At 38.2% G+C, this 22,057-nt stretch carries 23 protein-coding genes; 6 read left to right on the plus strand and 17 right to left on the minus strand.

Going from position 1 to position 22,057, the window contains the following annotated elements; all coding sequences use genetic code 11:
* Nucleotides 1–85: 85 nt before the first annotated feature.
* From AC6CH1_RS10360 to AC6CH1_RS10375, 4 genes are all read right to left on the minus strand, one after another.
* Entirely contained in the window at nucleotides 86–1,864 is a 1,779-nt protein-coding gene (locus AC6CH1_RS10360; RefSeq protein WP_498317774.1) for a peptide ABC transporter substrate-binding protein, read from the minus strand.
* A gap of 54 nt (nucleotides 1,865–1,918) precedes the next feature.
* Nucleotides 1,919–3,004, minus strand: coding sequence for a dipeptide epimerase (locus tag AC6CH1_RS10365; RefSeq protein ID WP_498317415.1), 1,086 nt, complete (start codon nucleotides 3,002–3,004; stop codon nucleotides 1,919–1,921).
* A gap of 13 nt (nucleotides 3,005–3,017) precedes the next feature.
* Entirely contained in the window at nucleotides 3,018–3,812 is a 795-nt protein-coding gene (locus tag AC6CH1_RS10370; protein WP_427708981.1) for a M55 family metallopeptidase, read from the minus strand.
* 308 nt (nucleotides 3,813–4,120) lie between these two features.
* Nucleotides 4,121–5,167, minus strand: coding sequence for a DmpA family aminopeptidase (locus AC6CH1_RS10375; RefSeq protein WP_427708979.1), 1,047 nt, complete (start codon nucleotides 5,165–5,167; stop codon nucleotides 4,121–4,123).
* 536 nt (nucleotides 5,168–5,703) lie between these two features.
* Here AC6CH1_RS10375 and AC6CH1_RS10380 point away from each other — a divergent pair.
* The 3 genes from AC6CH1_RS10380 (at nucleotide 5,704) to AC6CH1_RS10390 (ending at nucleotide 8,880) form a co-directional block, all read left to right on the plus strand.
* On the plus strand, nucleotides 5,704–6,204 hold the full coding sequence (locus AC6CH1_RS10380) for a 23S rRNA methyltransferase (RefSeq protein WP_498317418.1): 501 nt from the start codon (nucleotides 5,704–5,706) through the stop codon (nucleotides 6,202–6,204).
* 80 nt (nucleotides 6,205–6,284) lie between these two features.
* Complete coding sequence (locus AC6CH1_RS10385) at nucleotides 6,285–6,485, plus strand: CsbD family protein (RefSeq protein ID WP_008407565.1); 201 nt, start codon at nucleotides 6,285–6,287, stop codon at nucleotides 6,483–6,485.
* Between the two features lie 211 nt (nucleotides 6,486–6,696).
* A complete protein-coding gene (locus AC6CH1_RS10390) occupies nucleotides 6,697–8,880 on the plus strand; it encodes an EAL domain-containing protein (protein ID WP_251686815.1) in 2,184 nt (727 codons plus the stop codon).
* A 23-nt stretch (nucleotides 8,881–8,903) separates the two neighbouring features.
* Here the strand turns inward: AC6CH1_RS10390 and AC6CH1_RS10395 are convergent, their stop codons facing one another.
* From AC6CH1_RS10395 to yneA, 6 genes are all read right to left on the minus strand, one after another.
* Nucleotides 8,904–9,551, minus strand: a complete 648-nt coding sequence (locus AC6CH1_RS10395) for an alpha/beta hydrolase (protein WP_498317421.1) — start codon at nucleotides 9,549–9,551, stop codon at nucleotides 8,904–8,906.
* 13 nt (nucleotides 9,552–9,564) lie between these two features.
* Complete coding sequence (locus AC6CH1_RS10400; RefSeq protein ID WP_427708971.1) at nucleotides 9,565–10,128, minus strand: DNA helicase; 564 nt, start codon at nucleotides 10,126–10,128, stop codon at nucleotides 9,565–9,567.
* Nucleotides 10,129–10,359: 231 nt separating this feature from the next.
* Complete coding sequence (gene tkt / locus AC6CH1_RS10405) at nucleotides 10,360–12,354, minus strand: transketolase (RefSeq protein WP_251686810.1); 1,995 nt, start codon at nucleotides 12,352–12,354, stop codon at nucleotides 10,360–10,362.
* A 139-nt stretch (nucleotides 12,355–12,493) separates the two neighbouring features.
* Nucleotides 12,494–12,730 (minus strand): DUF896 domain-containing protein, encoded by a 237-nt coding sequence (locus AC6CH1_RS10410; protein WP_079527868.1) that lies wholly within the window; start codon nucleotides 12,728–12,730, stop codon nucleotides 12,494–12,496.
* A 64-nt stretch (nucleotides 12,731–12,794) separates the two neighbouring features.
* A complete protein-coding gene (locus AC6CH1_RS10415) occupies nucleotides 12,795–13,451 on the minus strand; it encodes a YneB family resolvase-like protein (protein ID WP_251686809.1) in 657 nt (218 codons plus the stop codon).
* Entirely contained in the window at nucleotides 13,438–13,785 is a 348-nt protein-coding gene (gene yneA, locus AC6CH1_RS10420) for a cell division suppressor protein YneA (protein WP_427708968.1), read from the minus strand. The genes AC6CH1_RS10415 and yneA overlap by 14 nt, the downstream gene beginning before the upstream one ends.
* Nucleotides 13,786–13,945: 160 nt before the next feature.
* Here yneA and lexA point away from each other — a divergent pair, with 160 nt between their 5' ends.
* Nucleotides 13,946–14,569, plus strand: a complete 624-nt coding sequence (gene lexA, locus AC6CH1_RS10425; RefSeq protein WP_079527874.1) for a transcriptional repressor LexA — start codon at nucleotides 13,946–13,948, stop codon at nucleotides 14,567–14,569.
* 83 nt (nucleotides 14,570–14,652) lie between these two features.
* Here lexA and AC6CH1_RS10430 read toward each other — a convergent pair whose 3' ends face one another.
* The 3 genes from AC6CH1_RS10430 to AC6CH1_RS10440 form a co-directional block, all read right to left on the minus strand.
* Nucleotides 14,653–15,348, minus strand: a complete 696-nt coding sequence (locus tag AC6CH1_RS10430) for a gamma-glutamyl-gamma-aminobutyrate hydrolase family protein (protein WP_498317424.1) — start codon at nucleotides 15,346–15,348, stop codon at nucleotides 14,653–14,655.
* Nucleotides 15,349–15,463: 115 nt separating this feature from the next.
* Nucleotides 15,464–16,009, minus strand: coding sequence for a 5' nucleotidase, NT5C type (locus AC6CH1_RS10435; RefSeq protein ID WP_251686803.1), 546 nt, complete (start codon nucleotides 16,007–16,009; stop codon nucleotides 15,464–15,466).
* A 79-nt stretch (nucleotides 16,010–16,088) separates the two neighbouring features.
* The gene (locus tag AC6CH1_RS10440) at nucleotides 16,089–16,796 is read right to left on the minus strand and encodes a DNA alkylation repair protein (RefSeq protein WP_427708963.1); all 708 of its coding nucleotides are present in this window, start codon (nucleotides 16,794–16,796) and stop codon (nucleotides 16,089–16,091) included.
* A 257-nt stretch (nucleotides 16,797–17,053) separates the two neighbouring features.
* Between AC6CH1_RS10440 and AC6CH1_RS10445 the strand changes: the two genes are divergently transcribed.
* Nucleotides 17,054–17,599 (plus strand): gamma-type small acid-soluble spore protein, encoded by a 546-nt coding sequence (locus tag AC6CH1_RS10445; RefSeq protein WP_427708961.1) that lies wholly within the window; start codon nucleotides 17,054–17,056, stop codon nucleotides 17,597–17,599.
* A gap of 122 nt (nucleotides 17,600–17,721) precedes the next feature.
* On the opposite strand, the gene glnA is transcribed toward AC6CH1_RS10445, so the two are convergent.
* The 3 genes from glnA to AC6CH1_RS10460 all read right to left on the minus strand — a co-directional run bounded on the left by glnA (nucleotide 17,722) and on the right by AC6CH1_RS10460 (nucleotide 20,909).
* Nucleotides 17,722–19,056, minus strand: coding sequence for a type I glutamate--ammonia ligase (gene glnA, locus AC6CH1_RS10450; protein WP_251686797.1), 1,335 nt, complete (start codon nucleotides 19,054–19,056; stop codon nucleotides 17,722–17,724).
* A 62-nt stretch (nucleotides 19,057–19,118) separates the two neighbouring features.
* A complete protein-coding gene (locus tag AC6CH1_RS10455) occupies nucleotides 19,119–19,499 on the minus strand; it encodes a MerR family transcriptional regulator (protein ID WP_008407589.1) in 381 nt (126 codons plus the stop codon).
* 162 nt (nucleotides 19,500–19,661) lie between these two features.
* On the minus strand, nucleotides 19,662–20,909 hold the full coding sequence (locus AC6CH1_RS10460) for a methionine gamma-lyase family protein (RefSeq protein WP_498317426.1): 1,248 nt from the start codon (nucleotides 20,907–20,909) through the stop codon (nucleotides 19,662–19,664).
* 117 nt (nucleotides 20,910–21,026) lie between these two features.
* On the opposite strand from AC6CH1_RS10460, the gene AC6CH1_RS10465 reads away from it, so the two are divergent.
* Nucleotides 21,027–21,635: a trimeric intracellular cation channel family protein gene (locus tag AC6CH1_RS10465; protein ID WP_008407591.1), complete on the plus strand. Its 609-nt coding sequence runs from the start codon at nucleotides 21,027–21,029 to the stop codon at nucleotides 21,633–21,635.
* A gap of 50 nt (nucleotides 21,636–21,685) precedes the next feature.
* On the opposite strand, the gene AC6CH1_RS10470 is transcribed toward AC6CH1_RS10465, so the two are convergent.
* Nucleotides 21,686–21,988, minus strand: a complete 303-nt coding sequence (locus tag AC6CH1_RS10470; protein WP_498317428.1) for a rhodanese-like domain-containing protein — start codon at nucleotides 21,986–21,988, stop codon at nucleotides 21,686–21,688.
* Nucleotides 21,989–22,057 lie beyond the last annotated feature (69 nt).

Below are 22,057 nucleotides of genomic sequence, written 5' to 3' on the forward strand. Positions count from 1 at the left end.
TCCGAATGAAGTATATAAAAGCAGAAAGGAGATGCAGAAACATCCTGTCATCTCCTAATCTACCTCCATTTAAAATGCCTACGTATTAATTAGAAGTGTTTGCTAATGCTTCCGCACGTTCTTTTTCCCATGCTTCTTTAGCAGACTTGAATTCTTCATTACTCATTGGCTTTTCTAGGATAGACTGACCTTTAAACTTCTCGGATGTAACACCAAATGGCGAATATTGTGATTCAAATGGATTTAATTTTGAAGCAGTATAACCACCGCCGCCTACAGCGTACGGAATAACAAATGCTTCCTCAATTAAAAATGCCTCTGCCTTTGCAAACAGCTCATAACGTACTGCCGGATCTACTTCTGCTTTTGCAGCTTCGACTAGCTTGTTGTATTCACTGTTATAACCTTCTGCCATCTCCGGCTTGTTATATGTTCCGCCTTCTGAAAATGGATCTGTATACGTTGACGGGTCAGCAAAGTCCGGACCCCAGTTTGCTTCAAGCATCGAAAACTTACCAGGGCGACGTACTTCACCAAGGAATCCTGTAGCAGGACCTGCATATAGTTCCACATCGATGTAATCTGCACCTAAAAGGTTTTCAAGCTGCTGTTCCACTACTTGTGAACGGTTTGCCCATTCAGGTGAACCTGAGTTGTAAGGTAATAATACCTTTACAGGGAATGTTGCTTTACCAGCTAACGCAGCCAATGCCGCCTCTTTATGTTCAAGAGCTAAATCTTTGTTAAATGAATCTGTTTCTGTAATTGCTTTTAATGGTTCAAGCATTGTGTAATCTACACCTTCAACATCCACAAAGTTCTTTGGTGTAATTGTATTTGACAATAAATCTTGTGGATTGTAAGGCTCAATTGTTAACATCGCGGATACACGATCAAGCGCATGATAAAGCGATTTACGGAAATCTTTATTATTAACTGCCACTTTCCAGTTTTCAGGCTCATACTCTGCATCATATTGCGGATCAAAGTTTAATGCATAGAAGTATGTGTAGAAGTTATTTGTGTTTTGGCGTACTAAATCTTTTTTGTCGTCACTGTTTAACCATTCATCCAAAATGGATGTCGGAATTAGTGCCCCATCAATTTCATCACGTAGGAACAGTTCAGGTGCAACTGTTGCCGCTTCCTTATTGTATTTATAGCGGATACGATCGATTTTCACTGTTTCTTTATCCCAGTAAGCGTCGTTTTTCACAAGTACACGCTCATTCTGAGGTTCGAATTTATCTAAAATATATGCGCCATTATATAAAATATTCTCACGAGTTGTTCCGAACGTATCGCCTTTTTCAGCTAAGAACTCTCCGTTTACTGGGAAGAAACATACATAGTTCAGCATCGATAAAAAGTATGGCGTCGGTGCTTCCAATGTATATTCAAGCGTTGTTTCATCGATCGCTTTGATACCTACTTGCGAGAAATCCGTTACTTCGCCGTTGTAGAAGGCATCACCGTTTTTCACGACTGTTGCAATCCACGCTGTCGAAGATTCGTTTTTCGCATCAAGCACATAATTCAAACCATCTACAAAGTCCTGTGCAACAACATTTTCTACATCTTTACCTTCATGGTCTACCCACTTTACATCATCACGAAGTTTGAATGTCCATACAGTTGCATCTTCATTGGATTCCCAGCTTTCTGCTAATCCTGGCTTAACAACTCCGTATTGGTCATATTCTATTAATCCTTCTACTAAATTTGCTGATAATGCAAATTCATTTGTTTCCGCTGTTTTTAAATAGTTCAGCGTTTTAATTTCACCGGAATACACTGTTCGATATTCCGATGTTTCACCAGAATCCGATGAATCACCACATGCTGCCAGTACGAGTACAAACATACACAGTAACGCTAACAAAGATTTTTTCAAAGTCATTTCCCCCATTTCTCTTTTCTATCTGGCTAAGTAAGCCTCTATTAATAACCCGATACCGGGAGCATCGGTCATCTGAATATTCTCCCCTTCGAAAATCGGCCCCCCTTCAATTGGATCTTCACTGCACAAACTTGGTCCATCTAAATCGACCATTGTGACATTTTTGCTGGCCGCTGCAAAATGCGCAGCTGCACTGACACTAATTTTTGTTTCAAGCATACAGCCAATCATACAAGCGACACCATTTGCCTCTGCAATGTGATTAATTTGTTGAGCTTTTGAAATACCCCCTGTTTTCATCAGCTTAATATTTATTAAATCTGCGGCCCGCTTTTCAATGACCTCGATCGCTTGCTTTGGAGAAAATACACTTTCGTCAGCCAAAATATTTGTATACGTATTGCTCGTAACATACTGCATGCCCTTCACATCGCTATAGTGTACAGGCTGTTCAACGAGTTCGATATCTGCCCCTTTATCTTCAAGCTGTCCAATGATTTTTACAGCTTCTTTTGCTGTCCATCCTTGGTTGGCATCTACTCTTAACTTAATATCAGGCCCTACTGCTTTTCGAATTGCCATAACCCGTTCCACATCTTCTACCGGATTTTTCCCGACTTTCACTTTTAAAATGGAAAAGCCCCGTTTGACAGCTGCTAAACTGTCTTTCACCATTTCATTCGTTCCGTTCACACTAATAGTGATGTCCGTTGTTATGTTCTTTCGGTAGCCCCCTAGCAATTTATATAGGGGAGCATTGTATTGTTTCGCCCATAAATCATACAGCGCAATTTCGACCGCCGCTTTAGCACTCGTATTCTGGTAGAGACCCGCATCGACCTTTTGACAAAGCAGTGCAATTTCATCAATTTCAATTCCGATAATCGACGGTGCAATGACTTCTTCTATCACATAGCGGATTGATGAAAGAGTCTCACCTGTAATGACATGGGTCGGTGCAGCTTCGCCCATACCGATTAGCCCATTGTCTGTATAAATAAAGACAGCGATATTTCGTATACTATTTACTGTGCGTAATGCTGTTTTAAACGGGGTAATAAGAGGTGCCTCAACAAGCCCTACCTCAACCTTTGCTATTTTCATAAATTCACCTGCTTTATGTTAAAAATTGTAACAGTCTCAACACTTCAAAATATTCGGTTGTTTCGAACTGGACTGTATTATGCGGCTTAAATGTTGCGCCCGGATAAAACGAATTCCGGTATGCTTTAATATGATCCTTGTAAATAATTTCTACGGTAAAATGCTTCGGCAATTCAATTTGAAGCTTTGTTCGATCAATCTTCATTGATTGTTCTACAAGATATTTCGTCTTTTTCAATGTCGTTTGCGGACTTACATTAATTGTTGCATGACCGACTCCTTCTTTTGTCGCGAATGTGAAAATTTGGTCATTGTAACGGGCGATATGTTCTGTCAATGCCTGATCTCCGCTTACAAAAGCAACCGGTACATCATGGAGGGCTGCTGCATATGTATTTATTAAAAACTCACTAGCATATTCACCGTTTATTTTAATATCCGCCAGTAAGCTCAATGTATGTGCAAGCGGATTCTTCTCACTGCCGCCCTCACTGTGATAGCCAATAAAAATCGCCCGGTCAAAACTGCTGTCTAATCCTGCAACCATGCACATCGGCTCTTGTGTCCAGCCGCGAATGATTTTTACATTCTCCGGCATGTTTTCAATAAGAATATTTCGGCCGGAATCATGTGCATCTTTCAATAAAATTTCAGTAGCACCACCTGCAAATGCTCCTTCAATTGCGGCAAGCACTTCTTTTGTCATTTGTTTTTGAAACTGGGCGTAATCCGGAGCGCTCAGTTCGGTTTCGCTCCATACCGTTGTGCCCGTAATTCCCTCGATATCCGCACTTATATATACTTTCATTTTTTTCGATTCTCCTTTCATTTTTATTTATTCATCAGTCCAGAATAACATTTTTGAAGATTTAGATTTTTCTGTCTTTTATTTATAATCTATAAAATACCATACTTATTTCGATTGTGGAAGTTTTTTCTAATAGTTTTCGAAATAAAATAATAAACTTATAAAGCGCTAAAACCTTTGCTAAATAGCATTATTTCAAGAAGATTTAAAACAAATTATCCCAATAGATATTATATTTTAATAAGAAAAAAGCCTTCTACATTGATGATATGTAAAAGACTCAATAAACTTACTAACGAAAGAATACATTATTCGACAAAATTATAACTTTGGACTTTGTGATTATTTCTTCCCGTTGTTGTTGTTGCTTGTGACAAAGCATTCAGTATTGCTTCTTCTGTCGCTTCGGCAGCTGCCATAAATAATGTGTTCATGACGTCATGATCTTCTCTAATCTGCCGGCGACTTTCGAGTTCTCCATCGAATTGATGTTGTATTGTACGAGCTGTTGTGAAACCAATGACAATATCTCCGCTTCCATGAGAAAAGTGGCTCCCTGTTCTCCCTAACCCTATTCCGCAACGTTTTATAACTCGTTTCAGCTGGCGGCTGCTTAATGGGGCATCTGTCGCCATTACAATAATAATAGAGCCGTCTGTAGGGCTAATGGTCGATTCACCGTTGGCAGCCGTAACGTTATACCGGTTTGTCAAAAATTCGCTTGCCTTCCCAAAGTTACTCAATACAAGGCATCCGACAGTATATTTTTGGGCAGCTTTATCTTCAACGATGCGTGAAGAGCTGCCAATTCCTCCTTTATAGCCGAAGCAAACCATACCTTTTCCTGCTCCGACCGCTCCCTCTTCTATAACATCTGTTTTAGCTTGCTGTATCGCTTCAATTGCATGTTCAGGTTTTACTGGAAAATGACGGATGGAGTTTAAATGGCTATCATTGCATTCTCCGACAATGATATTAACTGTACCAGTCGAAATTCCTATCTCTTCATTCTGTTCAAGTAAATATTGGAGTGTCCCTTGTGATACATTAGGTACCCCAAATGTATTAGTTAGCATAATTGGCGACTCGATTACACCAAGTTCGTCCACTTGAACGAGACCGGTTGTTTTTCCGAATCCGTTTAATACATAGCTGGCGGCTGTCACCTTTTCCCGGAAAAGATTGCCTTGATGAGGTAAAATAGCCGTTACTCCGGTACAGGCAGCATCACCTGAATCATTTATCGGATAATCCAAGGTCACATGCCCGACACTAACACCTTCAATATCGGTAATGCAGTTTTTATCCCCTGGAGGCAATTGTCCAATCGTTATACCCAATTCACGTACTTTCATTGTCTGTTCTCCTTTAGTTGTTTATGTATTAGTTTCATCGTAAACAACTTTTTCCAAAAAGAAAACAGAAAAAAAGACACGTCCTCCCACTAGGTCGCATCTTTTTCATCAAGTGAAATGAATTTATGTTCGATTAATACTTCTACTCACGCAAAATTATATTTCCAGAATTCCTCTTGTCCAACGATCAACAAAGCTTTCAAAAGTAATGCCATATTTGTTATACACTTCATGATAAACAAAGTAAATTCCAAGTTTGTCTAGCAATTCATCATTAATCCGCATTCTACCACTCACTTTCGATTATTTAGATGATGGACTTTTCAGCGCCAAGCGATTCCTATCTAGTTCTAATCATACCCAGAGTTGCGAACGTTATTCATGAACAGACAATGCAAACAATTTCGGAAAAGATTTTCCTTATTCAACTAATTAACGAACTGTTACAATTTATTCACAATCTGTTTCAAAATCAGTGCGAATCTTTTATCACAATTTAGTAAGATGAATGAAATAACAGCATTGGAGGGACTCTAATGAGGAGATTTAGTTTAGTAATATTTTCTGTAATTTTATTGGCAGGATGTAGTGATACGGTATTGGATTTAAAAGAGGCGGCAGCCGGGATTAATGCAAAGGCAAATGAAGCAGCATCAGCGATTTCAATCGATGTCCATTCCATTCGAGCTACTGAAATTGAATTCGACAATCAAACTTTTACGATAAACGACTTATTTAAGACTATATTACGCGATGTCGAGTGGAATTATGACGACAGCGGTGAAACCCAGCAATTGAAAATCACAGGTACTTGGCAAGATAACGGTTTATTCGCCGAGCATTCATTTTCTGCGAACCAAAAAGAACTGTTAAAAGAAAATGGCGAAGTAAAAGTTATCGTTACATTTAACAATGGCACATTGGATGAAACAAAAACAAAAGTATCCATGATAATGGATAGTGAAACAATTATAAAAGAAGTGGGTCAGGAGATTCTTCATCACTTGTATAAAACCTACACACAAATTTTGCTCTAATCCGACTTTTTAATCCACTTTGTTTAGTATTGATAAACGAGGGAATATGATTACCATCTAAACTTTTGGGAGGTCATATTATGTCAAACGGATTTACAGATAAACTAAAAGGCGCAGGCAATAAAATTAAAGGTGAAGTAAAAGAAGAAATCGGTAAAAATACAAATGATCCTTCTTTACAAGTCGAAGGTCAGCGCGATCAGCTAAAAGGGGAAACACAGGAAAGAGTTGCTGATGTAAAAGATAAAATTACAACTAAAATCGATGAATATCGAAAATAAGGTTCACAGAAACTAGTAAATTCCATATTTACTAGTTTCTTTTTTTTGCGTTAAAATAGTTAATATACCTTAATATACCCTAATTTTTATTAAGTACTTTAGACTTAATTGAAAGGGATATTTTTATATTAATATAATCTCACTTTAAATTTATAGGAATTTTGTTATACTTTAGTTAAAATACACATTACTTTTTAAAGGGGAAGTTAGAATGACCATTGATCAATTTATACCCCTATCAAAAGACCGCTTATTTAATTGGCTAAAAACCTTAAGTAACCAGCTTTCGAAAGGATCGCTCATCATTGATATAAATGATGAAAATTTACCTATTTTACATGCTAATCCACACTTTTTAAAATTTACATCATTCGAAATGAAAGAATTGCTTCATCAAAATATCAATATTTTGAATGGACACAGAACGAATGAAACCTCTATTGAAGAATTAAATTTACATTTAAAATCAGGTGTAGCGAAAAAATTTACGATTTTGCATTATACGAAAGAAGGATCCGCTTTTTGGAACACAATTATACTGCATCCGATTCGAAATGAAGACAACGTGATTCAGTATATTTTATTAACTTGCGAAGATACAACGGAAGCAGAGTTAAATAAAATGGTTTATAAATTGGAGCATGAAGTTTATGAAGCGATTGATCATGAAGATAACCTGCAGTCCATTTTAAATTTAATTACCGAGAAGATTGAACTTTTCTATATTCGCGATGTGTATTGTGCCATTCACATTTTTGATGAAAATTGTGAAATTAAATCGTTAGGTACGCATTCATTGCCATTGGAAATTATTAATGAACTTAATATACTGGAAATCACACCTAACACTAGCCTGAATTCAAACGCAGTTTATTTAAAAGACTTTGCTCCCAAAGATCACCATATAGATCTTTTTAAACATTGGCATCTTAATTTTGTTCAAGGTTCATGGACAAAGCCTATTTTAACTCCTCAAAATGAAGTAAGCGGCATTTTGACCCTGTTCAATCAGGATCCAACAGAATTAAAGCAAATAGATATTAATTACTTAAATCGATTGGCCTTACTGATCCAATTAGCAATTAAGTATGCTGAACAAAAAATTGAGCTTAGCAGACTCGCCTTTTTTGATGTTGAAACAAATTTACCAAACCTGCATTATTTCAAATCTGAATTATCAGAATGGATTAATGTTGGCAACTCGGGATTAGTCGCAATTCTACATCCTACTGAATTTAATAAGGTCGTTGATTTATACGGAAGAAACGCTGGAGCCGATTTACTCCGTCAAGTGGCGGATCGTATGCAAATATATTTTCCGGAAAGTGATTCACTGATTTCACGCTTTTCAAATTCGCTTATTTTCGGAAAAGTTGACGAAAACGATTGCTTCCTTGCCTATAATCAGCAGCTTGAATCGATAACACAATTGCCATATATTATCGATGGTAAAGAAATCTATATTACATTAAAGATCGGTTATACAGTCTTTAATGAGTCGATGACAGTCGAGCAGAGCATTCATCAGGCAGATATCGCCTTATCCAATGCACAGAAGCGTACTGGGACGAGCTATGCAGTTTATGAAGATAATAGTACGAAACAATTGACGGAAGAAATGGATATCCTCAATCAATTGGCTTATGGGCTTCAACATGAAGAATTTGAAGTTTATTTGCAGCCTAAAATTAACTTCCAGACAATCGAAGTGGAAGGTTTTGAAGCATTATCTCGTTGGAATTCGAGCAAACTTGGTTTCATTTCACCGGTAAAATATATCCCAATCGCTGAACAAACGGGAAAAATTAAAGCGATTGATTTACTAAACTTTAAACAGATCCTTATCTGGCTACAAAATCGTATAAATGAGAATAAAAAGATTTTACCGATTGCGCTCAATATTTCGCCGGACCATTTTTACGATCCGGACTTCCTGCAAAATATAAGGGATATATTTTATCAATATAATGTCCCGCCGTATTATATAAAGCTGGAAGTAACGGAAAGCATTGAGTTGGTGGATTTTAAAAAAGCAAAAGAGATTCTAAATCAACTAAGACTTATGGGCATTGAATGTTCAATCGACGATTTTGGTATCGGCTTTTCTTCATTAAGCTATTTACCGCAGTTGCCCTTTTCTGAAATCAAAATTGACCGCAGCTTTATCAGCGCAATGGATGAACCCGGGATGTATGCAATCGTACAAACGATTATCCAATTGGCGAAAAATATTCAAATGCGCCCCATTGCCGAAGGAATTGAAACAGAAGAACAGCTGGCAATGCTTCAACAACTTGGCTGTCCTGCTGGTCAAGGCTATTATTTCTATAAACCGATGTCTATTACCGAAGCAGAACAATTGCTGGACACGAAAAAAACAGCTGACGGGAAGTAAATCACCTTCCATCAGCTGTTTTCTTAGTTTATAGTGTTCGGTAAATCTTTCGATAAGAATACGATTAAATCATGTAGATTTTGCTCGCTCACTCCATGACCTACCGGATAGGTTCTGAATGTAACGTCCGTGTCATAGTCATTGAAGAAACGAACGGCATGCTCTGCCCATTCAATCGGAAAATCATAATCATATTCCCCGTGAGAAATAAAGATTTTAGATTTATCCATCGTTTTTTTACTATATTCAAGCGCAACGAATTCCGGTAAATAACCGTTTAATGCTGCTGTTCCACGAATGGCATTGCCCATCACCATCGCAAGTGACTGTGCCATCGCTGCCCCTTGGTTGAAGCCAACAACATAAATTTGCTGTTCATCCAAATTGAATTCCCAAATAGCTTCTTTAATAAATAATTCTATACCTTTCAGCACTTTATCGAAAATGGCACGATTCGGCTTACCCTCTTCTTCAAATGTATAAAATGCATAGCCCGGACGATGTTTAATCGGTCCTTGCAAACTAAAAATATGACAATTTGTTGAAAACGAATCAACAAGTTGTAGTAAATCATTTTCATCGCTCCCTAATCCATGCAGCAAGAAAATCGCCGGTTGCTTATCTGCATCTACTTTAGGTGCTTTGTGTAAATAAATAAATGGTGTGTTCATTTTATATCTCCTTTTAAGAAAGCGTCATTTTATTGACAAGCTGGTCCGTGTAATAAGCCATGTAGCCATCCAGCAATTTGATTGTTTCCTCGATATCGCCTTCTGTTAAAATATTTGCATTTTTAGCACAGGCAACTGTCAAAAAATCAATACGGTATGCATGCTCCACGGATGCATAAGCATAATCGTAAATCACATCTTCATCCTCTACCTTTAATGCATTATATTGCTGATGGAATGCTTTCTTGTAATCGTCCATTTTCTCTCCGACACTGTTGCGGATTTGCATTTGCTGTGCCATTAATTCATTTTCGATATAAGAAACGGTTGGCACTTTTCCTGAACTGAATGTTTCCCGAACAAGATCTGTCCATGCCATTTTATTCTCCACATAATACGCAATATTTAACATTAATCGATCATAAAAATCAGTCGTTGACGTGGAGGAAGCTCTTTTTTCATCGATATTTTTTTGAAGCATTGTTTGGAATTTTTCAAGATCCGCTTTATTCGATAGGAAATAAAGTGTCTGTTCGATATATGTAGTAATTTCTTTTTGCTTATTTTCTGCTGTCATGATTCATCCACATCCTTCATCTGATACTTCCATATTTCTTTATTATCGTACCATTCCTTCAGTAAAATCGCACGTTATCCTATTATCTGTATGGGCCTATTGTATCTGAATTCAGCTCTTTTTGCCAAAGCTTTTTTCTTGTCACCTATACAATAAGTCGGGCTTCCGATTGATTTAGAAATAAAAAAATGCCACTTGCCATAGTAGACAAGTGACATTTTGAGCTTCGAATTAAAGTGCTTTTACTTTCGCAACTACATTTTCTACTGTGAAGCCGTATTCTTTTAACACAATTTTCTCTGGAGCCGATGCACCAAATTTATCGATTGCCAATACATCGCCTTCAAAGCCAACATATTTATGCCAGCCAAGTGATGCACCCATTTCAATTGCTAAACGCTTCGTCACAGCTTTTGGTAATACAGATTCTTTGTATTCCTTGGACTGTTTTTCAAAGCGGTCCATTGATGGCATTGATACAACAGATGCATCAATTCCTTCTGCAAGTAGTGCCTTTTTAGCTTCTACTGCCAAGCCAACTTCAGAACCTGTTGCAATTAACAGGGCATCCGGAGTTTCTTTAGATGAAGCTGAAACGACATAAGCACCTTTTTCAACACCATCGTATACTGTCTCTGTCGCAAGATCCAATACCGGCAAGTTTTGACGAGATAATACTAATACAGTTGGCGTTGATTTGCTCTCTACAGCTAATTTCCATGCAGCTACAGATTCATTTGCATCTGCAGGACGGATAACAGAAAGATTCGGCATTGCACGTAATGATGCTAAATGCTCAACTGGCTCATGTGTAGGACCATCTTCCCCTACTGCAATTGAGTCATGTGTAAACACATATGTTACAGGTAATCCCATTAATGCAGATAAACGAATTGCTGGACGTACATAGTCAGAGAATACAAAGAAAGTACCGCCAAATACGTTTAAACCGCCATGTAATGCCATACCGTTCAGTGCAGCGCCCATTGCAAATTCACGAACACCAAACCAAATGTTACGGCCTTCCGGAGTTTCTGCAAAGAAATCGCCAGCGCCTTTAATAGTTGTCTTGTTTGATCCTGCCAAGTCAGCAGAACCACCGAAGAATGATGGTGTTGTTTTTGCAATTGCATTGATTGCATCACCAGATGATGAACGAGTAGCTACTGCAGTACCTGCTTCATATACAGGTAACTCAGATGCAAAGTTCTCCGGTAATTTGTTTTCCATTGCGTTTACAAATTGTGCAGCCAGTTCTGGATATTCGTTTTTGTAGCTTTCGAATAATTCATTCCATGCTGCTTCTGCTTGTACACCTTGTACTTCGCTAGCTGCTTTAAATGTATCATATACTTCAGTTGGAACGAAGAATGGCTCATGTTCCCAAGCGTATGCAGCTTTTGTTAAAGTAACTTCATCAAATCCTAGTGGCGCACCATGTGAATCTGCTTTACCAGATTTGTTAGGAGAACCAAAACCGATAACAGTTTTCACTTCGATTACAGTTGGGCCGCCAGTATTTTGTTTCGCTTTTTCAATAGCTGAATTAATTTCCACGATATCTGTACCGTCTGCAACTTTTAAATAGTTCCAGCCGTATGATTCGAAACGTTTTTGGATGTTTTCCGAGAATGACTTTTCTAAATCACCATCAAGTGAAATATCATTTGAATCATATAGTACAATTAATTTATCCAATTTTAAGTGACCTGCAAGAGAAATTGCTTCTGCAGCAACACCTTCCATTAAATCACCGTCACCGCATAGTGCAAATGTATAGTGGTCTACAATGTCTTTACCTGGCTTGTTGTATGTTGCTGACAAGTGACGTTCAGCCATAGCCATACCTACTGACATTGCAATACCTTGTCCTAATGGACCAGTTGTCGCTTCTACACCAACTGTATGACCATATTCAGGATGTCCCGGTGTTTTTGAATTCCATTGACGGAAGTTTTTGATTTCTTCCAACTCTAAACCGTAGCCACCTAGATGCAATAAACTATATAAAAGCATGGATCCATGTCCAGCTGATAATACAAAACGGTCGCGGTTATACCAATTAGGATTTTGAGGGTTATGGCGTAAATGCTTCGTCCACAATGTATAGGCCATAGGTGCAGCACCCATTGGTAAACCTGGGTGACCTGAATTTGCTTTTTCAATTGCGTCGATTGATAGTGTACGGATTGCGTTAATTGCTAACTGATCCATCTGTTGTGTCATTATGTGACATCCTTTCCTCGTACGATATTTATACATTTTATAGTGTAGACAAATTTTCACAAGAAAACAATAATTTCTAAAAACGTCCTATAAAATATGTCATACTTTATATTAAATGTGACATATTAATGAAATGTTATTAGTTTAAGAATTTCTTCTGTGATTTAATTTGTTTTAATTTTTCAGGTGTCACATCATTGCCTTCTTCATCAATTACTTTTACATGCTCGATTGTATCACGCATTGTAGTACGGAAAGTATCTAAATATTCTTTGCGCAGCGCTGTACGTTCCTTCGCCTGCTCTTCCGTCAATTTACCTTCTCTCGCTAATTTAGAAAGCTCGTTAATGCGAGCTAATTTTTCTTTTGATAACATTTGAATCTCACCTTTCTTCCTACCTACTACAAAGGTATAAAAAAAACGACTTGAAAACAAGTGTTTACTCTTCAAGTCGCTCCATATATTCAATATATCTTCTATGTACGGTCGCTTTACTGATAGAAATGCCCAAGCCAGACAAAGTCGTAGCAATTTCTGCAAAGGTTAAGCCTTTCTGACGCAGTTGAACAATTTCTTCGACAGGCACTTCTTTTCGTTCACGCCCTTCAATATTACCGCGGTTTTTCAAATTATTTTGCGGCTGGTAGCCATTTTCTACAGCGCGGCGCATTCCCCGGCGGATTTTTGCATTATGCATACGACGCTGATACTCTTCGACAATCGCTAAAATTTCGAGCAGCATTGTATCCATTTCGTTTAATACGACAGGACCTGCATCATTCAATGTATATACTGTCGCTTCATATTTTTGCAGGAGGTGCAGCACTGCCATACGGGCATTCCCTCGCCCTAAACGGGTTTCATCCTGTACAAATAATGCTTTAATACCGTACTCTTTCATGTAGTCAAGCATGTCGAGTAATCCGTCTCGATCGACATCATATCCACTATGCTGGTCCATGAAAATCTCCACATCTTTATAGCCGAATGATTTTGCGTATTTTGTCAGCTCCTCCTGCTGACGCACTAGCGATGTTTCTTGTGTATTTTTATCCGTACTGACACGGCAATAGATCACTGCTTTAGTTTTTATCATTGTTCCCTCTCGCTACTTTAATCAATTGCATATCGGAGGATTCATTCAGCTGAGCTATGTATTGTGAATCTTTTTCTACAGGCACAACCAATACTTGTCCTAAAACAACTTTTTCATCCAGCATTCCGTTTTCCTTTTTTACTTCATTGATCCAATCATGCTTAGCCATTTTACCACGATATTGTTCTGCCAACGACCATAAAGTATCGCCATGCTCTATGCTTACGTGTTCGTATAATTCAATTTTATCATCCTGCATCATGAATAAAGCAATCATAAGTACAGAGAATAGTAGAAACATTGATGTGAAGCCATTTAATTTAACTCTTTTCATTTGAAAAACCCTCTTTCGAATGTACGTTCGGAATGTTTGTTCTCATAATAATACGAACGTATGTTTTTGTCAACCGTTTTTTCGAACTTATGTTTGCATTCATGTTCGCATACTGCTATACTTACTTTAAGAAAAATAGCATGATAAAGAGGTGAGTTAGTTGACACAAAAAATTTCAAAGCGGCAGCAAGCTATTCTAACTTTTATAAAAGAGGAAGTTCGTGCTAAAGGCTATCCGCCATCAGTTCGCGAAATTGGAGAAGCAGTAGGTTTAGCTTCCAGTTCAACTGTCCACGGGCATTTAGCTCGTTTAGAAAGTAAAGGGCTTATCCGCCGTGATCCTACAAAGCCGCGTGCCATTGAAATATTGGATCAGGAAGAGATGAATATCGCAAAACAAGGTGTTATTCATGTTCCGCTGATCGGTAAAGTTACAGCTGGTCTGCCTATTTCTGCAATCGAGGATATCCAGGAATATTTCCCGTTGCCGGATGCTTACGGCTCACCGGAAGAGGAATTATTTATGCTTGAGATTATGGGAGAATCCATGATTGAAGCCGGGATTTTAAATGGGGATTATGTGATCGTTAAAAAAACGTCTACTGCGAACAATGGAGAGATTGTCGTAGCAATGACGGAAGACGATGAAGCAACTGTTAAGCGCTTTTACAAAGAAAAAACTCATTTCCGTTTACAGCCTGAAAATAGCTCAATGGAACCAATCATTGTCAACCAAGTTTCTATTTTAGGTAAAGTGGTCGGCCTCTATCGAAATATCCATTAATCATCAACTTGCCATTCTAATAGAATCGGCAAGTTTTTTATTTACAAAATAAAAAGCTCAGCCGCGAACGACTAAGCCTTTCGTTATTTATTGCATGCTTCTACAAAACTATTAAATAAGCGCTGTGCATAAACATCACCGTTCGGAGCCAATTCTTCCGGATGCCATTGCACCGCGACACAATATGGATGCGATTCATGTTCAATCCCTTCAATGATGCCGTCCTTAGCAAGTGCCGAAACAACGAGCCCTTTCCCTAGCTTTCCAACCGATTGATGATGAAATGTATTTACACGGAATGAGTCTTCTTTAAAAATCTCTTTAAATTTAGGTGTCTTTACTTCAACGGTATGTGCCAGTTCCCCTCGCTTTGAAGGCTGTTTATGTAAAATTGTGTTCACTACTTGTGAGGGTATATCCTGAATTATCTTCCCCCCGAATGCGACATTCATAATCTGTTGTCCGCGGCAAATACCGAGAACCGGCATTTGTCTTTTATAGGCTTCATTCATCAATAAAAGATCGCTGTCATCACGTTTCCGTACAACACTTCCGATATGACGGTGCGGTTCTTCATTAAACAACAATGGATCTATATCCGCTCCACCAATTAATACGAGGCCATCAATTAGATCTAATAACTCATTTACGTTTTCTTCTGTAGCATTCGGTATACAAATCGGTATACCTCCCGCTTGTTCAATTGAAATTAAATACGTGTTATTAATATCCAACTTCTTGTCAAAATCATACATTGTTAATCCAATAATCGGTTTCATTCTTTTTATCCCCTTATAATTTATAGATAATTCCAATAATTTAAATTATACTATTGCGTTATACGAAATGACTACAAAAATAAAAAAGGATTGCAGAATCGCAACCCTTTACTTATTAAACACTTTCCATTTGTTTTATAAAATACTGTTTAATTTCTTTCCAGTTATGAACACGCATGAAACCTTCTTCTGATCGATTGTACGGCATCGAATACAATATACCTGTCCCTTTGAATGCTGCGAGTTGGCGTGGGCTGTCATCAATTAAATAATCGGTATGTATTACCGCTTTATTTCCGCAAAACACAATGTTCTGTGTTTTAATAAAGGGTAAATGCTCCATTAACCAGTCGTATTTCGCTGTAAATGAACCCGGTACATCCATTGCAGCTGTCGCAATAAAAATTTCATAATGTTCCTGCAACTCTTGAATGACTTTAATCGCATCTTCATCCAGTACTTTTAAATCTCTGAAATAGTCAGGCTCATTTAATATTGCAAATAATTTCTTCGCATCTTCTCGAGGCAAATCGCGCTGTGTCGTCAGAAGAAACTCTTCATCTGTAAAATTTGTTCCGAAATTTTCGTTATATGTCACACGTAATTTCGAATAAAAATCAGCTAGTACCTGGTCCATATCGATAGCAATACTTTTTTTCATGTAATAAGCCTCCTTGAAATTCCCATAATTTTAGTTTATACAATTGTATTGTGAAAAAACAAGGTATAACTCTTTACAATTAACAACGTACATATTTACGTTTAAAACCGATTCGCCCTTTTTCCACCTGTTTTTCAATTTCCTCATAAGCATGAAGCAAACCCGGTTTTTTCCCTTCCCGTTTCGTTTCAATTGGTCCGATCTCATTTGCAATTTGCACTGCCTCATCATGTAAAGGTTTAAATGAAACACCGACTGTCATGACAAAATTGTTCATCGCCACCTGTGTGCGCTGCGGTGCTTGACGGATATTTTGTTTTACATACTCGAGCATGTCCATTAACTTTTCCTTTGAAAATTCCTCATCTTTACGATTGCCGAGAAGCCAGCAGTAGCAATGCCACCCTGCCGACATTTTCAGATCCTCACCACTGGCAATCCACTTATCGCTTACTTCTTGCGCAATATCAGATTCCGCCAGAGTTACTGCCACAACATAATCCGAAATCATATAGAAATAGGCCTGTTCCATCCAGCGGTCATAATCTTCCTCAGTCATTGCATTCGGATCCGCAATAATTCCTGCGAAATACATAGCATCATAGTTGCCTGTAGCATAGAGCTGTTCGGCCAGTTCCTGGTCTATTTTTATTTGTTTTACATACGGTTTCATCGAGCCAATCGTTACACCGAACAACGGCTCCTTAGCCCCATTGGACATATAAATCTTTTTTGTACGCTCTTTCCCAAGTGCTTCTAACTCTTGCATCATTGTATCGAGTTTCATAATTTCCTCCTTTTTATTATTATTTTTGTCTTATACTATTATATGATTTAATCGCCAAACATACCTAGCGTTCTTCTCAATAAGCTTGCTAGTAAATATTTCATTTAAAACAGTATTTACGGGATATATACGGCGACATACACTCAAGCTTCAGTGTCCTTTTATTGTTGCCCTGTACTTTAATAAAAAAATTGGCAAATTATTTAACCGAATAATAAAACAACCTCTGAACAGAATAATCTCAGGAGGTGATATTGATGTCAAAAAATAAAAACAACATCAATAATAAAAACGTCGAATTCGGTATGGAAACGGACGTTAATCAAGTAAAACAGCAAAACCAAAAAGCTGAAGCTAAAAAGCAACAATCTTCCGGTTTGTTTGCAAACAGCGGTTTACAAAAGCAATCAAGTTCCTTGAATGCTGAATTCGGGATGGAAACTAACGTAAACCAAGTGAAGCAGCAAAACCAGCAAGCTGAAGCCAAAAAGCAACAATCTTCTGGATTGTTCGCGAATAATGGTTTACAGAAAAACTTCTCTTCCATGAACGCCGAATTTGGCATGGAAACAGATGTTAACCAAGTAAAACAGCAAAACCAGCAGGCCGAAGCCAAAAAGCAACAATCTTCCGGTTTGTTCGCAAACAGCGGTTTACAGAAGAAGCTTTCTTCAATGAGCGCTGAGTTTGGCATGGAAACAGATGTTAACCAAGTGAAACAGCAAAACCAGCAGGCCGAAGCTAAAAAACAACAAGCATCGGGTCAATTTGGTAAGAACAAATTCCAAAACGGCAATAAATAAAAAATATTGAACCGGCAATTTTTATTGCCGGTTTTTTTAGTTCAAAATTATATTGGTTATAATTTTAAATAATATGTATACCTATAAAAAAAACGCTGGAATTTTAACTCCAGCGCTTTCTCTTAGTACATCTTCATATATTGGTCGCGTTCCCACTGATGGACAGTAGAACGGTACATGTCGAATTCGATTTCTTTTGCTTCTTTAAAGTTAGCATAGATGTGGTTGCCTAATGCTCGTTGAACAACTTCATCTTTTGCAAGTAAGTTTAAAGCGTCGTCTAAAGCTGCAGGCAGGTTATCAATGCCGTTTGCTTTACGCTCTTCTTCGCTCATTACATAAATGTTGCGGTTAATTGCTGGTGGTGGCGTTGATTTTTTACGAATCCCTTCCAGACCAGCCTCTAAAATTACTGCCATCGCCAAATATGGGTTAGCTGATGGATCGACCGAACGAACTTCTACACGTGTTGAAACTCCGCGAGAAGAAGGAATACGTATTAAAGGTGAACGATTTTGTGCAGACCATGCTACGTAACATGGTGCTTCATAACCTGGTACTAAACGTTTATAAGAGTTTACTGTCGGGTTTGTAATTGCAGTAAAGCCTTGAACATGATTAAGTACACCTGCCATGAATTGCATCGCTGTTTCAGAAAGACCTAATTCAGTAGACTCATCAAAAAAGGCGTTTTCTTTTCCTTTAAATAACGAAACGTTGAAGTGCATTCCTGATCCGGCTTCACCGAATAAAGGTTTTGGCATGAATGTTGCGTGTAAACCGTGTTTACGTGCAATTGTTTTAACAACTAATTTAAATGTTTGGATATTGTCGCAAGCTGTAATTGCATCCGCATATTTAAAGTCAATTTCATGTTGTCCCGGTGCAACCTCATGGTGAGATGCTTCAATTTCAAAGCCCATTTCTTCTAGTTCTAATACGATATCACGACGGCAGTTTTCACCTAAATCTGTCGGTGCTAAGTCGAAATAACCCCCGTGGTCATTAACTTCCAAGCTTGGCTCGCCTTTTGCATCCAGTTTAAATAAGAAAAATTCCGGTTCTGGCCCTAAGTTGAAATCTGTGAATCCTAGCTCTTCCATTTCCTTTAATACACGTTTCAGGTTGTTACGTGGATCTCCTGCAAATGGTGTACCGTTCGGATTGTAAATATCACAGATGAAACGTGCTACTTTCCCTTTTTCAGCAGTCCATGGGAAAATCATAAATGAATCATAATCAGGATATAAGTACATATCTGATTCTTCAATACGCACAAAACCTTCGATTGATGAACCATCAAACATCATTTTATTGTCCAATGCTTTATCTAGTTGGCTTACAGGAATTTCTACGTTTTTAATTGTTCCTAAAATATCTGTAAACTGTAAACGAATGAATTTTACTTGCTGTTCTTCTACTAGACGTTTAATATCGTCTTTTGTATATTTGCCCACTAAATTCCACACTCCTAAATTTGTTCAGTACCGATTTTACTCGATCTTTTATAATTTACACACTATTGGTAAAAGCGTGATAAATCCCCTTGTCGAATAGATGTTTTTTGCATGCGCTGTGCTTGGCGCATTTCTTCACGTAAAATTTTTCGTAAGTCCGAATCTGAAATTTCTTTGCTCGCTTGTTGGGCGGCCGGATCATTTTTCAAAGCAAACACTTTTTTGATACCTGCCATATTAATACCCTGCTCAAGCATATCTTTGATTTCAAGTAAAGTATCGACATCATTTAAAGAAAACATCCGTCGATTTCCTTCTGTCCGGTGCGGCTGAATTAAATCATGCTCTTCATAATAACGGATTTGTCTTGCTGTCAGATCCGTTAGTTGCATGACGATACTTATCGATAATAGTGGCATTGAACGTCGAATTTCACTACTCATTTAATTCACCTCCCTTATCGCTATATTACGACTTGTTATTTACAATGTCAAATGTATGTCAGAAAAACTCACATAACTTATGTAAATGAGCAAATAGTTGACAGAATAAAGCGAATTCTATGCACAATAAAAATCGCCCAATAAATGGACGATTTCTATAAACTATTTTAGTTTTTGGACAGCAGAACATATGGCATATTTTACATGTTCATATGTTAAACCACCTTGGATAAATGCAGTATAGGGAGGGCGAATCGGACCGTCTGCTGTTAATTCAATACTTGATCCTTGGACAAATGTACCTGCCGCCATAATAACATCATCCTCATAACCAGGCATATAGGCAGGCTCCGGCGCAAAGTGAGCGTTAATAGGTGAAGCAGCTTGAATTTCACCACAGAATGCCACCATTTGTTCAGCCGTTTGGAAAGAGACTGACTGAATGAGATCTGTGCGAACATCCGTGTAATGCGGGGATGTCGTCATACCGATTTCTTCAAGCATAGCCGATGTAAAAATTGCACCTTTTAAACTTTGTGCAACAATATGCGGTGCCATGAAGAAGCCCTGATAAAAATCTGCTAACGTATTTAATGAAGCCCCTGCCTCCGCACCGATTCCCGGTGACGTCATACGATATGCACATTTTTCCACTAAATCCGCGCGACCTGCAATATATCCGCCAATTTTTGCAAAGCCCCCACCCGGATTTTTGATTAATGAACCGGCCATTAAGTCAACACCAACTTCTGTCGGCTCAAGCAACTCTACAAATTCACCGTAACAGTTATCAACAAAAATAACGGTGTTTGGTGAAATTACCCGTATTTTTTCAACCATTTCAGCAATTTGTTCAATCGTAAATGATGGGCGCGTCGCATAGCCTTTTGACCGCTGAATTGCAATCATTTTCGTATTTCCGTTTACTGCCTGTTTTACACCTTCCCAATCAATTTCCTTATTATCGATTAAATCTACATGGGAATAGCCAATTTTATAGTCCTTCAGGGAACCTGTATCCTTTTCGCCCCCGTCAACGATCGACTGAAGTGTGTCATAAGGCTTACCTGAAATATAGAGCAATTCATCACCAGGACGTAATACACCAAATAAACTTAATGTGATTGCATGTGTACCTGAAATGATTTGAGGACGTACGATAGCTGCCTCTGACCCGAAAGTTTGCGCATATACACGCTCTAAATTATCACGGCCTTCATCATCATAGCCATACCCTGTTGAAGGATGCAAATGAAAGTCGCTTACTTGATTTTCTCGAAAAGCTGCCAGCACCTTTTGCTGATTATAAAACGCACGTTCATCCACTTCCTGATGATAAGTGCGGACTTTTTCTTCCACTTTTGTTGCAAGCGTTAATGTTTCAGCTGTTAATATTGATTGAAATGCCATTTTTACTACTCCATTCTGTTCAAACTGTATCCATTATACATGAAAAAAAATAGTTTTGACGAATGTTTGAAAAACTGCTATCGTCATGGTCGAAAGGACATTAAGGGAGAGATGTTTATGGCGTGGGATGTATTTAGTTTGATCGGAACGGTTGCCTTTGCCATTTCCGGGGCAATTGTGGCAATGGAAGAAGAGTATGATTTATTTGGGGTGTACATATTAGGTATCGTTACAGCTTTTGGCGGCGGGGCTATCCGTAATATATTAATCGGTCTGCCGGTTTCGACATTATGGAACCAGGAGCTTATGTTTCAATTCGCGCTTCTTGCGATTACGGTTTTCTTTTTAATTCCGCATCATTTATTTAAACAGTGGAGTCGATGGGGATACGTTACCGACGCAATCGGATTATCCGCCTTTGCCATTCAAGGTGCAATGCATGCTGTCCACCTGGAGTTACCGATTGTAGCAGTAATTGTAGCTGCCGTTTTAACAGGTGCAGGCGGTGGGGTGGTTCGGGACTTGCTTGCCGGTAGAAGACCCATTATACTGCGTCACGAAATTTATGCCGTTTGGGCGGCCAGTGCAGGTTTCTTAATCGGCCTTGAAATTTTTAAGGGGGATTTGTTTTTATACTTTTTATTTGTTTCCATTACTGTCCTGCGGATATGTTCATACACTAAAGGCTGGAGCCTGCCATCAAAGAAAATTTATTATACAAAGTAGGATAACTAAAGGGAGTGCCGAATCAATCGGCACTCCCTTTCTTTTGGAAATTATTTAAATTCTAATTCTCCATCATAGGCCATCATTCCGCCATCTAAATTCGTTACATCAAAACCTTGCTCTGCCAGATATTCGCATGCATTCGCACTGCGCACGCCGCCTTTACATACGACGATATAGGATTTTGAATTATCCAGTTCATTAGTACGTTCAGGGATTGAGCCAAGTGGAATATGTACAGCACCTGGAATCATTCCGTGTTCCACTTCAAAATCTTCACGGACATCGATTACATTTAAATCTTCATTTGCATCGAGTAAGTTGATCAGTTCATCTGTTGTCATCATTTTCATCAAAAATCCTCCAATACTTATAGCATCTTAGTCATTATAATCAATCAGACCAAAATTCGCTACAAGTTT

The sequence above is a fragment of the Solibacillus sp. GQ1 genome (assembly GCF_059758555.1).

Coding starts and splice junctions, on each gene's coding strand:
- AC6CH1_RS10360 (WP_498317774.1), bottom strand. CDS start 1,864: ATGTTTGTACTCGTACTGGCAGCATGTGGTGATTCATCGGATTCTGGT.
- AC6CH1_RS10365 (WP_498317415.1), bottom strand. CDS start 3,004: ATGAAAATAGCAAAGGTTGAGGTAGGGCTTGTTGAGGCACCTCTTATT.
- AC6CH1_RS10370 (WP_427708981.1), bottom strand. CDS start 3,812: ATGAAAGTATATATAAGTGCGGATATCGAGGGAATTACGGGCACAACG.
- AC6CH1_RS10375 (WP_427708979.1), bottom strand. CDS start 5,167: ATGAAAGTACGTGAATTGGGTATAACGATTGGACAATTGCCTCCAGGG.
- AC6CH1_RS10380 (WP_498317418.1), top strand. CDS start 5,704: ATGAGGAGATTTAGTTTAGTAATATTTTCTGTAATTTTATTGGCAGGA.
- AC6CH1_RS10385 (WP_008407565.1), top strand. CDS start 6,285: ATGTCAAACGGATTTACAGATAAACTAAAAGGCGCAGGCAATAAAATT.
- AC6CH1_RS10390 (WP_251686815.1), top strand. CDS start 6,697: ATGACCATTGATCAATTTATACCCCTATCAAAAGACCGCTTATTTAAT.
- AC6CH1_RS10395 (WP_498317421.1), bottom strand. CDS start 9,551: ATGAACACACCATTTATTTATTTACACAAAGCACCTAAAGTAGATGCA.
- AC6CH1_RS10400 (WP_427708971.1), bottom strand. CDS start 10,128: ATGACAGCAGAAAATAAGCAAAAAGAAATTACTACATATATCGAACAG.
- tkt (WP_251686810.1), bottom strand. CDS start 12,354: ATGACACAACAGATGGATCAGTTAGCAATTAACGCAATCCGTACACTA.
- AC6CH1_RS10410 (WP_079527868.1), bottom strand. CDS start 12,730: ATGTTATCAAAAGAAAAATTAGCTCGCATTAACGAGCTTTCTAAATTA.
- AC6CH1_RS10415 (WP_251686809.1), bottom strand. CDS start 13,451: ATGATAAAAACTAAAGCAGTGATCTATTGCCGTGTCAGTACGGATAAA.
- yneA (WP_427708968.1), bottom strand. CDS start 13,785: ATGAAAAGAGTTAAATTAAATGGCTTCACATCAATGTTTCTACTATTC.
- AC6CH1_RS10430 (WP_498317424.1), bottom strand. CDS start 15,348: ATGAAACCGATTATTGGATTAACAATGTATGATTTTGACAAGAAGTTG.
- AC6CH1_RS10435 (WP_251686803.1), bottom strand. CDS start 16,009: ATGAAAAAAAGTATTGCTATCGATATGGACCAGGTACTAGCTGATTTT.
- AC6CH1_RS10440 (WP_427708963.1), bottom strand. CDS start 16,796: ATGAAACTCGATACAATGATGCAAGAGTTAGAAGCACTTGGGAAAGAG.
- AC6CH1_RS10445 (WP_427708961.1), top strand. CDS start 17,054: ATGTCAAAAAATAAAAACAACATCAATAATAAAAACGTCGAATTCGGT.
- AC6CH1_RS10455 (WP_008407589.1), bottom strand. CDS start 19,499: ATGAGTAGTGAAATTCGACGTTCAATGCCACTATTATCGATAAGTATC.
- AC6CH1_RS10460 (WP_498317426.1), bottom strand. CDS start 20,909: ATGGCATTTCAATCAATATTAACAGCTGAAACATTAACGCTTGCAACA.
- AC6CH1_RS10465 (WP_008407591.1), top strand. CDS start 21,027: ATGGCGTGGGATGTATTTAGTTTGATCGGAACGGTTGCCTTTGCCATT.
- AC6CH1_RS10470 (WP_498317428.1), bottom strand. CDS start 21,988: ATGAAAATGATGACAACAGATGAACTGATCAACTTACTCGATGCAAAT.